9 protein-coding genes and 1 pseudogene are annotated in these 11,095 nt (G+C 67.4%); 7 read left to right on the top strand and 3 right to left on the bottom strand.

From position 1 onward, the window contains the following. Nucleotides 1–11: 11 nt before the first annotated feature. On the bottom strand, nucleotides 12–920 hold the full coding sequence (locus tag FXF52_RS06375) for a LysR substrate-binding domain-containing protein (protein ID WP_148794325.1): 909 nt from the start codon (nucleotides 918–920) through the stop codon (nucleotides 12–14). 310 nt (nucleotides 921–1,230) lie between these two features. On the opposite strand from FXF52_RS06375, the gene FXF52_RS06385 reads away from it, so the two are divergent. From FXF52_RS06385 to FXF52_RS06410, 5 genes are all read left to right on the top strand, one after another. Then, nucleotides 1,231–1,806: a dihydrofolate reductase family protein gene (locus tag FXF52_RS06385; RefSeq protein WP_148794327.1), complete on the top strand. Its 576-nt coding sequence runs from the start codon at nucleotides 1,231–1,233 to the stop codon at nucleotides 1,804–1,806. 1,200 nt (nucleotides 1,807–3,006) lie between these two features. Beyond that, nucleotides 3,007–3,585 carry a hypothetical protein gene (locus tag FXF52_RS06390; RefSeq protein WP_255471768.1) on the top strand — a complete coding sequence of 193 codons (579 nt, stop codon included), beginning with the start codon at nucleotides 3,007–3,009 and terminating at the stop codon, nucleotides 3,583–3,585. Between the two features lie 700 nt (nucleotides 3,586–4,285). After that, nucleotides 4,286–5,467: a low temperature requirement protein A gene (locus FXF52_RS06400; protein WP_148794329.1), complete on the top strand. Its 1,182-nt coding sequence runs from the start codon at nucleotides 4,286–4,288 to the stop codon at nucleotides 5,465–5,467. Between the two features lie 545 nt (nucleotides 5,468–6,012). Beyond that, entirely contained in the window at nucleotides 6,013–6,711 is a 699-nt protein-coding gene (locus FXF52_RS06405; protein WP_187413349.1) for a bacteriorhodopsin, read from the top strand. Beyond that, nucleotides 6,708–7,766, top strand: coding sequence for a Brp/Blh family beta-carotene 15,15'-dioxygenase (locus tag FXF52_RS06410; protein WP_187413350.1), 1,059 nt, complete (start codon nucleotides 6,708–6,710; stop codon nucleotides 7,764–7,766). The genes FXF52_RS06405 and FXF52_RS06410 overlap by 4 nt, the downstream gene beginning before the upstream one ends. A 432-nt stretch (nucleotides 7,767–8,198) precedes the next feature. Here the strand turns inward: FXF52_RS06410 and FXF52_RS06420 are convergent, their stop codons facing one another. Both FXF52_RS06420 and FXF52_RS06425 read right to left on the bottom strand, forming a co-directional pair. Further along, entirely contained in the window at nucleotides 8,199–8,777 is a 579-nt protein-coding gene (locus tag FXF52_RS06420) for a hypothetical protein (RefSeq protein WP_148794333.1), read from the bottom strand. A gap of 564 nt (nucleotides 8,778–9,341) precedes the next feature. Further along, nucleotides 9,342–9,524, bottom strand: coding sequence for a hypothetical protein (locus FXF52_RS06425; protein ID WP_148794334.1), 183 nt, complete (start codon nucleotides 9,522–9,524; stop codon nucleotides 9,342–9,344). Nucleotides 9,525–9,592: 68 nt separating this feature from the next. On the opposite strand from FXF52_RS06425, the pseudogene FXF52_RS43990 reads away from it, so the two are divergent. Together FXF52_RS43990 and FXF52_RS06435 are read left to right on the top strand one after the other, a co-directional pair. Beyond that, a pseudogene (locus tag FXF52_RS43990) lies at nucleotides 9,593–9,706 on the top strand (GntR family transcriptional regulator); the annotation flags it as partial. A gap of 429 nt (nucleotides 9,707–10,135) precedes the next feature. Further along, on the top strand, nucleotides 10,136–10,486 hold the full coding sequence (locus FXF52_RS06435) for a hypothetical protein (RefSeq protein ID WP_148794336.1): 351 nt from the start codon (nucleotides 10,136–10,138) through the stop codon (nucleotides 10,484–10,486). Nucleotides 10,487–11,095 lie beyond the last annotated feature (609 nt).

Here is an 11,095-nt window from a genome sequence, read left to right on the forward strand (position 1 = left end):
GGTCGAGCGAGCTAGTCCAGCACGGCCGACGCTGGGACCGGAGCGTTGGCATCCGTCGCGGCCCGGACGAACTCCTGTATTCGGGCGGTCGTGTTCGCCTCCAGCCAGACCGGTCCCCGCTCGATCGGCGGGGCGTCGTAAATCGGCACGTACACGATGTCGGGGCGCGGGTGGTAACGCTCGGTCTGCTCGCCCACCGGCAGCACGCCCCGGCCCAGCGCCACGAGTGACAGCATTTCCGAGAAGGTCTTGCCGTGCGGGCCCTTGGGGACGGCTCGGCCGGCCGGTGTGTGCTCGGGTGTGCGGTCGCGCTTGAACTCGGCGGAGGTCATCGCCGGGTACTGGACGACCGGGTGGTCGGCGAGCACCTCCAGCGACACCGACTCCTCACCGGCCAGCGGGTGCGCGGCGGCCACGGCCAGCACGCGCCGCTCCACCATCAGCGCGGGCCCGCGGGCCATGCCGTCGAACGGGTAGGCGGCGACGAGGATGTCGATCGAGCCGTCCAGCAGGCTGGCCCGCGAGTTGTACAGCTGCACCTCGCGCACGTCCACGTCGCAGTCGGGATGCCGAGCGGTGAACAGCTTGACCGCCTTGAGCAGCACCGGCGCGAGGTACTCGCCGAGGAACGCTACCCGCAGCTGGCCGGTCACGCCGCGGCCGGCCTCGACCGCCCGGCGCAGGGCCGTGTCCATCTGTTCGACGAGCGGGGCCAGGTCGTCGGCGAGTTGCCGGCCGATGGGCGTGATGCGGACGACGCGACTGGTGCGCTCGAACAGCGGAGCCCCGATCCGCCGCTCCAGTTTCCTGATGACGTGGCTGATCCGGCCGGTCGTCACGCGCAGGCGTTCGGCGGTACGGCCGAAGTGCAGCTCGTCGGCGAGCGTCAGAAACGTCTCGATCTCGTGTCGCTCCAGCATCCCGCCGCTCCTTCGTTGAATCCGAGTCAACGATCGTAGTCCGATCATGGTTTGGTCGGCGTGGCTGGTTCGCGAATCGTTAAGGGCGTCACCGGGGCCCCACCGGACAGGGCCGGGAGCGGCAGCCATGGACCGTCGCCGGCCCGGGCCGGTGAGCCGGCCCGGCGCCCGAGGCCAGGCCGTCTCCCTCTACGTCCAGGACCCAGACCGCAACACCGTCGAATTCCGCCGGTACCCCGCCGATGCGGAACCGGCGACACCGCCGACCCCGTAACGAACAATGCACCTCAGACCAACCAAGGAGCTAACAATGCGCACCCTGATCGCCACCGCGTTCGTCTCGCTCGACGGCGTCATCGAGGCGCCCGGCGGAGAACCGGGCTACCGCAACTCGGGCTGGACCTTCAAAGACATCGAGTTCGACGAGGCCGCATACGAGATTAAGGGCCGTGAGCAGGACGAGGCCACTGCCATGCTGCTGGGCCGGGTCAGCTACCAGGCGTTCTCCCCGGTGTGGCCGAACATGACCGCGGAGTTCCCCGGCTACAACGCGATGCCGAAGTACGTCGTGTCGACCACGCTGCAGGAGAAGGACCTGGTGTCCAACTGGGGCGAGATCAGCATCCTCCGATCACTGGACGAGGTCGCCGCACTCAAAAAGACCGAGGGCGGGCCGATCATCATCCACGGCAGCGCCACCCTGAACCGCAACCTGGCCGATGCCCGCCTGATCGACCGCTACCACCTGCTGGTCTTCCCGGTCCTGCTCGGCGCGGGCAAGCGGCTGTTCAGCGACACCGACAAGGACAAACAAAACCTCAAGCTCATCGAGAGCGCGTCATACGCCAACGGAATCCAGAAGCTGGTCTACGACGTCACCCCTTGAGCAGCCCGTCGGGGTCGGCCCTGTTCAGGGGCCGACCCCGACGAACACGTCACCCGCTGCCCGGACAGCTGTTCCGGCAGCTCTGGTTGGGTCTTCTGCAGCTTGCTACAGCGGACCACAACGCCGGAGGAAGGCGCTTGTGATGAGTTTCCTGGCAAGCGCACCTGGAAGACGCCGGCTATTCGGCAGATGGGTTCACCTTCGTCGCCGGTATCGGCCCGGCCCTGACCTTCGTTCACGCCCGGTCATGAGCGACCGCGCGCGGACCGCCGCGTGATGCAGTCCGGGGCAAGGCCACCTTGCCTCTCGCCCCTGCTCACGCCTAGGGCGGCGGCTCATAGCAGGACGAACGAGAAGTCGCCGCGAGTTCTGCGATTCAGCGAAATACCGATCTTGACGCAGCGAGCGGTCTCCCCGTGGCTGATACCCAGCCCCATGGGCAATGAGCCGTTCGGGGCGAAGGGGCGCGAGGTCGTCGAAGATGACCGAAACCTGGACGGGCGAGGGGCGCTCGGGAGGGGATGGGGCGAGCAGTTCCCAGCATGAGTCCCACTCCAGGGCGAACCGCTTGCGCCTCGCAACCAGCGGGTCGAGAAGGACGCGGGCGACGAGGGCTGAGGAGTTGCCGGAGTAGACGATATGAGGACGCGTAGACATGATCCCTCTAAAGACCTGACGGAAGGCATGGGAAAAGAGCCGACGGCGACGTCGGCGACCGATGCACGGGAAGGTGTCAGGTCTAAAGAGCAGGCGGCGTCACGCGGGGTGAAGTCCTCTCGTGAGTGGGTCAGAGAAGAAGATCCAGTTACAAGGTAGGGCGGGGCGGGCTGGCGAGGCCACCCATTTTGGTCCTGGTGCCGAGCACTGGGAGGCGGGGTCGGCGAGCTGGGCGTCGACCACGCGCTGATCGCCCCTGCGGCCCCTTTCTGGCCGTATTCCGGACGGCGCACTCTCATCGACAGTTGAGGGCATCGCCGCTTGACCAGCGCAAACCACGAACGCTGACGCCTGCGGTGTAAACGCGGCTGCGGAGCACCGACGGCTGTCGTCTGCTGCCAGAAACCGTCAATCCATGCACGTTGTTCGGGCTCCAGCCACGTCCAGTGTTATCGGTTGCCTTCTCGTTCGTTGCCTCTCTGCTGCTCCCGCGCCTCCCGTCACCCCGCATGCGCACGGCGGCCAGGTCGCTACGCTTCTCCGGTGACGAATGGTGCCGGTGTCGCATTGGGTATCGAGGCCACCCGGCGGTTAGCACAACTGGACCTGGTGGACATCCAGCCAGGGCTCACCGACGCCGAGTTCGTCAGCATCGAGCGACGGTTCGGCTTCGAGTTCGCCGACGACCACCGCGCCTTCCTCGCGGCCGGGCTGCCAGTCTGGACACCTGGCCACGATGACCATCCCCACAAGGCAAGTTGGGGCTGGCCAAACTGGCGCCAGCTCGACTCCACCACCCTGCAAGAGCAGGTTGACTGGCCGCTCACAACCGCGCTCGACGACATCCAGCACGGCGAGTGGCCACCCGGGTGGGGCAATCGCCCTCACGACCTCGTCCGGCGCATTGCCAAGGCGAAGCGCCTTCTCGCCGACGTTCCCCGGATGGTTCCCGTGTACGCCCACCGCTACCTGCCGGCCGGCCGCGGCTCCTTCGGGCATCCCGTGCTGTCCATCCACCAACTGACCGACACCATCGTGTATGGCCACGACCTCGCCCACTACATCGATCAGGAGTTCCGAGAGCCCAGGGTGACTGTGACCTTCTGGCGTGACTACGTGTGAGAGGTGAAGGCCGACTTCCGACTGCTTGACCCCCAGGCAACCAACACGGTTCTCTGAGCTGCTGCTTCCCGGCCCTTGGGCTGCCGAAATGGTCCGTCAGCGTCCAGGCTTGTCCGTTGGCGTCCGCGCCGATCGTCACTCACCGACAGTTTGAACCGGACCCCATCCCAGGCCCTGCAGAACACCTGGGCCGCGACCGCGGCCGAGTGTTTCCCCCTCCAACCCGTGGCGTCTGCGGCCGGGTCCCTCGATGGTTGCGATCCTCAAGCGCGCGGACGACTTCAGCACCGCGACCTGCGAGCTGTGGCTACCCGTGGAACCGACGTGACGGACCTGAGGGAATCCAGCCAGCAAGGATCCAGCCCGGCCGCCTTCCCGTTTCCCAGCTGGGAGCCGGGCCGGTGCCGAGACATGAACGCCCGCACATCGGCTATGAGCGGACGTCCTGCGGGACATATCGGCATCAGGACCTGGGTGACGCTCCGTCCTCCGTAACACCGCCCCGACGCTTGGCCAAGGTCGACGAGCTGATCCGATCCAGCGGCGACGGATGGAAGGAACTCACCGGCCTCGGCCGTCGCCCGTCCGTGTAACGCGGGTCGCTCGATCCAGTCCACGGCAGCGCGTCCGCGGTCACCGCCGCTGCCGCATGTCAGAATGCCCCCAAATCTAGAGCAGGGCTGGCAGAACGGGCGAGCCGATGACGACGAGCAAGGCCGCCGGGCTGGTGCGGAAAGCCGGGGATCCGCAGCGGGCCACGTTCCTGGAGCTCTTCTTCGACCTGGTGTTTGTCCTCGCGCTCGCTCAGCTCTCGCGCGGCCTGGCCGAGGATCTCGGGTGGAGCGGCGCCTTCCGGACGCTGGTGCTGTTGGGGGCCATGTGGTGGGTCTGGTCCAGCACCGCGTGGCTAACCGACCGGACGGACCCGCACCGACCGGTAATCCAGGCGCTGGTCATCGCGACCATGGTCGGCAGCCTGGTGATGGCGGCCGCGGTGCCCGAGGCATTCGGCGACACGGGCCTGATCTTCGCGGGTGCCTACGTCGCCATCCAACTCGGCCGCGGGCTCGTCCTCGTGGCCGTTCTGCGTGGCCACGAGTTGCAGCGCACCGGCGTGCGCGGGCTGTTCTGGTACGGCCTGTCGGCGCTGCCGTGGATCGCGGGGGCGCTCGTGCACGGTACGGCGCGTGGCGCGTTGTGGGCACTCGCGGTGGTCCTTGACCACACGGCAGGCAGGATCGGCTTCCCCACCCCGGGGGCGGGCCGTACGCCCAGCCAAGACCTTGTGATCTCGGGCGAGCACCTGGCCGAGCGCTACCGGCAGTTCTTCATCATCGCGCTCGGCGAGCTGATCCTGGTTACCGGACTGGCGCTGAGCAGCAGCGGCTTCGCGCCGCACGGGGCCGTCGCGTTCGCCGTGTCGATGGCGACCACCGTGCTGCTGTGGCGGATCTACATATACCGCGCTGGGCAAGTCCTGGCGGAAGCGATTGCCGTATCTGCCGACCCGGTCCGCCTCGCCCGATCGGCGTCATACGCCCACCTGGCCATGGTGGCCGGCGTGGTCGCGGCAGCCGTCGGCGACGAACTTGTCATCGCCCATCCGCTCGGACACACCCCACCGGCCTGGATCGCCGTCATCCTCGGCGGACCCGCGCTGTATCTGGCCGGGCGCGCCCGCTTCGAGCACGCGGTATTCGGCCGCGTGTCCCGGTCCCGACCGATCGGCGTCCTTGCGCTGGCCGCCCTGGCACCGGCGATGCTCCCCCTGCCGCCAGTCGTGGTCGCCGCCGCTGCTGCCCTCGTTCTGACCGGGATCGCCATATCCGACGCAGCCCGTGCCGGCAGACGCCCGCCCGAGCCGCCGTCACCACCCGGCTAGCGGGAAGCGTCACCCATGTCCAACCCAGGCGAAGGTGTCCGCCTGCCGCCAGGGCGGCGGACCGACACCGACGACATGACCATCAGCCGTGACGACCTACCTCGACTCCTCGCAGCGGTGCCCGCCCAGTAACCGCTCACTCGTCGCGCTGGCTGCCGGTACCGGCGTGGGGTGGGCGAGTGCTCCGGCTTGCAGTGGGACGAAGAGCGAGGGGAGTCCGGGCGGCGATCCGGCAAGGCGGTGATTCATCCGGATTCCCCAGCGTCGTATCCGGGACTAACCGGCAACGCCGCCAGGCGTGGTCCGTATCGCAGCCCGTTTGCAGATCGACCGAACCTACCGCGCCGGCCCCCAAATATGGACTAAATCCTGATGATAGTCCCAAGCCGGAATAAACTCGCCAATACGGAGACACTCGGCTTGAAAAGGAACGCCGACGTACCCGCTGGGTAGCGGCATGCCGCCAGCGAGCACATGCCGGGTCGGCGGTGTCTGACCACCAGATGCCGCTAACGCCGTACGCCCGTCGAGGTCGAGGAGCACATGTGTCCGAGTGGTGGCTGTGGTCGTACGTCATCCTGTGCGCCGCCACCCTGCTGTTGTTCATACGGTGGAGCCGCAACCCGAAAGGAATCCCCCAGTCCGAGTACCGGGGGGTGTTCGTCATCCTGGCGTGGTCGGCAATCTGGCACGTCGTCGCGGCGCTCGACGCTGGCCGGACGAACACGGCAGAGCACACCTTGGACTGGACGCACTACGCCGACTGGATCGTCACCGCACCGCTGCTGGTGTTCTCTCTCGTCCTCACGGCCACGCACGCCATCGCCGAAAAGCGGGTGGGTCTGGTGGCGGCGCTCATCGTGCCGACCTTCCCGATGATCCTCGCGGGGCCGGTCGCCGAGGCCATGACGAGCACTGCGGCCCGTTTCACCATTTACGGGATCGGGATGGCCGCGCTCGCGCTCGTCCTGGGCCTGATCTGGGGGCCGCTACGGGCCGACGCCAAGCGGCAGCCCGCCCCGATGGCGGCCCACTTCATCGTCGTCGCACTGCTGCTGTCCCTGCTCTGGCTCGCTTTCCCGCTGGTCTGGATCTTGGGGCCGCCCGGAGTCGAGATCGTCGATGAGCACACCAGCACGATCCTCTTCGTCGTCCTGTCGGCCCTCATGAAGGTTGGCTGGAGCATCGTAGACGTGGGCCGGCTCCGCGCGATGTCCGACCGTGGCCAGCTGGCGGTAGCGTGAGCAGCCAGCCCATCGCGGAGGCGGGGTTCGGCTCGGCCAGCAACGGCAGGCGGCCTCGCCCGTTCGGCCGGCCCGACTTCGGCCCTGAGCGCCGGGCCGACCCGCGCCGGGCGGTGCTGCTCCGCGCCGATACCGCGGGCATCCTGGCGCTCCTCGCCGTACTCGTCCTGCACCTGCTCACCCGGGCCGGTGCAGCAGCGTCCACGCCGCTCCCGGCGCTGCTGGGGCTGCTGCTCGGGCTTCCACACGGTGCCGTCGACCACCTCATCCCCGCCTGGCTCTCGATGAAGGCACGCCGGTGGAGCCGACGCGTGAGCCTGCTGCTCGGCTATGCCGCCACAGCCGGCACCGGGCTACTGGCCTACCGCGCCGCACCGGCCGCGGCCCTGCTGGGCTTCCTGGTCCTCGCCATCGCGCACTTCGGCACCGGCGACGAGGCGTTCCAGGCCGAGCGGGACGGCCGGCGGGTGCCGCCACGCCCGCACGGCGTCCTCGCCTATGGCGCTCCGCCGGTGGTCTTCCCACTCGTGCTGTGGCGCGACCAGGTAGACCAACTGCTGGAGCGCGTCGCCGCCGGGTCCACCGTGCTGCTCACCACCGAGGTACGCGCCGCCGCCCTGGTACTCACGGTGTCGGCGATGGCCATCACCGCCGTACAGGACGTGCGCGGTCGACGCGGACGCGGCCTCGTCCAACTCGGGCTCCTCGCCACCGTGTTCGCGATCGTCCCGCCCGCGCTGGCGTTCGGGGTCTACTTCGCGGCGTGGCATTCGCTCCGACACATCGCGCGACTGCTCTGCGCCGACCCGGCGAACACCGCCCACCTGCGGGCCGGTCGGCTGGGCCCACCGCTACGACGATTCGCCCTGCACGCCGCGGCCCCCACCGCGGCCGTACTAATCTCCTTCGCCCTGCTCACCCACCACACCGGGACCGCGGGAGTCCTGCCCGCCACGTTCGCCCTCCTGGCCGCGGTCACCGTGCCACACGCCGTGGTCGTCGCCTGGCTGGACCGATCAGGAAGGGTCCAGCGAGTGTCGCCCGGTGTTTCGTAACGGGCGAGCAGTACCCGCTCTTGCTTGATGCACGTGGCGTATGCCGCCAGCCGGAAGCTCGTCCTCATACCTCCGCCGGACCCCACCCTCCGTGATCTCTCGACGTCGGGGCGCACTCATGATCTTGACGACCAGATTGGCGGATCCGCGCCGAAAGCCACTACCCGACGGCCAGCTCGGCGGGGCACTGCCCGCAAGGCCAGCGACCGCGGATCGCTACCTCAGTTTCCTAGACCATCCGTCGCACATCACCTGGCGGAGCTAGGTCGCACATCAGTTGTCGGATCACAGTTGTGATCCGACAACAGGTCCAGGACACTCGTCCGCCAACTGATGCGCGACGGATCCAGCAACCTAATCGGCGGCAGGTAGGCCGTTGACGAGACGCCCTGCCGTAGCCGATGAGAGGACGCGATAGGCGCAATGCGGGGCTCAGATGGCGACAGACGTCCGGCCAAGCAACGCCCGGCGCAGAACCGCTCCGACCGTGACATACAGCGCCGCACCCGAACCGACCCCGGCCACCAGCCCTACGCTCGCCGCAGCGCCGCCGAACGCGTAGATCAGGAACCCGGCGAGGCCGAGGACGGACATCGCCGCCCCGAGCCAGTGGTAGAGGGGCATACGCCAGATCCAGGCAAGTCCGAAGAAGTGCACGCCGACCACCAGTGCCACCCACGCGACCGACACCGCCGAACGGTGCAGAACGCCGTTGATCACGGCTAGGCCTCCGAACAGCGCACCCGCTTCCAGGGCGACGATGAGCCAGTAGCGACGATCCATGTAGCCGGATGCCGGCGCCCGTGTCGCGGGCGGTGCCGCGCGGACCACGAGCACGAGTCCAACGATGAGCAGAGCGGCCACGACCAGCCCGACCACGCGGACGACGACGGGCCATGGAGTGGGCAGGGCAGCGCTGTTGACCAACACGAAGACGGTACCGAACGTGATGGCAACCATCGAGCCGGCCACGATTCCGGCAGGTCGCTTCCCGTTCTCTGGCATCGTCATGCGCCGCAGCCTACCGATCATGTACAACCATCTCGCGTGACGCCGGCTGCCTCGTCCGCTCCGAGCGGGGCCCGACCCCCAACGACAACTGACGATGGAATTAGCAAGAGCCACCCTCTTCCGAGGGTGGCTCTTCTGCCGCTACTTCGATGGTGGGCGATACTGGGATCGAACCAGTGACCTCTTCGGTGTGAATGTCGATCTCGCCTGCCGTCGCTCCTCAACCAATGCCGTCCGATGCCGTCGCATGCGCCCCGGCCACCGTCCGAGGTCGCCCCGCGATGAATGACGCCAGACCTCTTGCTGACTTCTTGCTGACCTAGCGGCCCAACCGTGTCGGGCCTCGGCCGGCCTGGCCGATGCCGGCGCTCGCGCCGCCAGCAGGCCGAGTCCGCATGGGTCATGCCCCTCGCCGGGCTGCTTCGTCCCGAACGCGGGTATCGGGCAGCCTCCACGAATGCGTCGAGCTTGCTTCCGCAGCTACCCGCGCGGTTTTGTCTTGGCCTGTTGGTCTGACCACTGCTTACGGTTGGCGGGATCCAGGTTTCCGGTCAACCTCTCCTATCACTCACCCGCCGTCGAGCGGCCTGAGTGCCGTGGTCTGCGACGTGTGACCAAGCCGATGATGCCGGTGCCGACGAAGAGGACGAGTCCGACGATGAACAGCCAGAACAGGCCCTTGAAGGCGAATCCAACGACGGCAAGGATCGCCCACGCCATCAGAAGCACAACGAGCAGGATAAGCATTTCGGTCCCGTTCCCACGCGCGGATGAGGTAAACCTCTGCACGCCGCCCTGGGCCATGAGTCAGCAGGGTGATCGAGCACTACGGGGTCACGGAGCCGGTGATCGACCGAGCCATGCAAGTGCTGCGAATCAAAGGGATGACCGAGACGCTGCCGGGCGTGGGCGTCTTCGTCGCCGAGTAGTTCCCCTGGCCAGCCGCCCGCCGGTGGGGCATCGACCCCTCGTTTGTAAGTCCTGGGCAGCCTCCCGGCCGCGTTCATCTCCGGTCGACCCGATCATGCCTGGCGGCTCGGCAGCACGTGATCGTGCGCAGTCGTCCGTCATCGTTGCTACAGGCGCTGCTACACGCGGCACCCTTCGGGCCAGCGGATTAAGGGGACACCCGCCCAGCCGTGGCCAGCCTCCCCTGCCTCGGCAGCCGTTCGCTGCCCGGCTTGGCTCGTAGTGCTCTCCTGGCGGCAGGTTGGGGTCACGTATGGGTCAACCTCGGAGTTTGCCGTCTGGCCATCGCGCTTGCACGTCCCATCGCTCTGGGTCCGCCTGCAGCCTCGACAGGTCGGGGCGCGAGGTCACCGAGTTTGTTCACCACGCCTATGGGAAAGAGCGACCTCATGCAGAACGACCAGCGCGTCAAAGGCAACCTCAAGGGAATGGATGATCTTGACTTTAAGGGCTGGAACAACGCCGATTGGAACGGCGTGTTCGCCCACCACCACACCGAGGACGTGTTGGTGGACTGGAAGGGTCAGGAACCGACTCACGGGATCCAGCAGCACATCGACGCCATGAAGGCCTACGTCGACTCGGCGGGCGGGACACCGCCCCGGATCACGTCCCACCCCATCGCGTTCGGGTCCGGGGAGTGGACCTGTGTCATCGGCGAGTTTGAGGACGGAAGCCGCATGGTCACGGTGGCCAAGTGGCGTGACGGCGCGATCGCCGAGGAGTACATCTGGGCCTGACGGGTCCGCATGCCTCGTCAAGCCGCTGGCCGTAGTCGCGGGCGAAGATGAGCGGCTCTCTATCGAGAGTTCCGCTGATGGGGTAAAGCACGGACCGGACAGCAGGGTCTTCGTCGATGATGCTGTCGAACGACCTCGTGCCCATAACCCTGTCCAGCCAGTGCGAGAGCACAAGGGCCCTGGTCTCGACTGAGCGTGATCGTCACCTGATCGTCCGACATGCCGGCCAGGTTAGGTGGTGTGCCGCTGGTCTACGGCGACCTCTTCGGTGTGAATGTTGATCTCGTCGATTGCGGCGTTTCAACCGATGCCATCTAATGCTGTTGCGTGCCCGCCAACCACCGGCGGAGGTCGCCTAACGATGGGCGACGCCGGATTTCTTGCTGACTTCCTGCTGACGTAACGGCCCACCACGCCGGTCATCGTTCTAGCGAGAGGGATGGCCTGCCTAAATCGGCTCGCTGCCCAACTTGCCGTGGACCTTTTTGTCATCGCCGACAAGGTTTGCCAACAGACGTTGCGCGTTCGGAGCGACCTCGGTGTGGCCGGAGTCGATCGCCCGCTGATAGGCCTCACGCGCCCCGGCCACATCCCCCTGCTCGACAAGCT

Source organism: Micromonospora sp. MP36 (assembly GCF_008119785.1).
GTDB lineage: Bacteria > Actinomycetota > Actinomycetes > Mycobacteriales > Micromonosporaceae > Micromonospora.

Coding starts and splice junctions, on each gene's coding strand:
- FXF52_RS06375 (WP_148794325.1), bottom strand. CDS start 920: ATGCTGGAGCGACACGAGATCGAGACGTTTCTGACGCTCGCCGACGAG.
- FXF52_RS06385 (WP_148794327.1), top strand. CDS start 1,231: ATGCGCACCCTGATCGCCACCGCGTTCGTCTCGCTCGACGGCGTCATC.
- FXF52_RS06400 (WP_148794329.1), top strand. CDS start 4,286: ATGACGACGAGCAAGGCCGCCGGGCTGGTGCGGAAAGCCGGGGATCCG.
- FXF52_RS06420 (WP_148794333.1), bottom strand. CDS start 8,777: ATGACGATGCCAGAGAACGGGAAGCGACCTGCCGGAATCGTGGCCGGC.
- FXF52_RS06425 (WP_148794334.1), bottom strand. CDS start 9,524: ATGCTTATCCTGCTCGTTGTGCTTCTGATGGCGTGGGCGATCCTTGCC.
- FXF52_RS06435 (WP_148794336.1), top strand. CDS start 10,136: ATGCAGAACGACCAGCGCGTCAAAGGCAACCTCAAGGGAATGGATGAT.